Annotated in this window: 1 protein-coding gene; it reads left to right on the top strand. The window is 72.9% G+C overall.

Annotated features, from left to right (window positions below; genetic code table 11):
- Positions 1 to 612: AMP-binding protein (locus KUM32_RS40790; protein ID WP_217146717.1), on the top strand; the 612-nt coding region annotated here is incomplete at both ends.

The following is a 612-nucleotide window of genomic DNA, read 5'->3' on the forward strand; positions in this document are numbered from 1 at the left end:
GCCACACCCGAGAGGGAGGCGTACCGCTATCCGATCCCGCCCGCGTCGGGCGAGGGGCCATCGGACTGGGGGTCGATGAGCTGGGCCGAGACGGCCGACCGCGTGTACGCCATCGCGGCCGGCCTCATCGACCTGGGGCTGGGTTCGGAGGAGCGGGTCGCCCTGGCGAGCAGCACCCGGGTCGAGTGGATCTTCGCGGACCTGGCCGTCCTCTGCGCCGGCGCCGCGACCACCACGATCTACCCGTCCACCAACGACGAGGAGACGGCGTTCATCCTCTCCGACTCGGGCAGCCGGGTGCTCATCGCCGAGGACGCCGAACAGCTCCGCAAGGCCCGCGCGAGCCGCGCCGACCTGCCCGCGCTGGAGCACGTGGTGGTGATCGAGGAGGCTGACGCGGTGCCGGCCGACGGCGACCCGGAGGGCTGGGTGCTCTCACTCGCCGAGTTGGAGCGGCGGGGCGCGAAGTACCTGGCGAAGCACCCGGACAGCGTGCGGGACCGGGTCCGGGACCTGCGGTCCGACCAGCTCGCCACGCTCATCTACACCTCCGGTACCACCGGGCGCCCCAAGGGCGTACGCCTGCCGCACGACGCCTGGTCCTACATGGGC

The organism is Streptomyces sp. AC627_RSS907 (assembly GCF_019049165.1).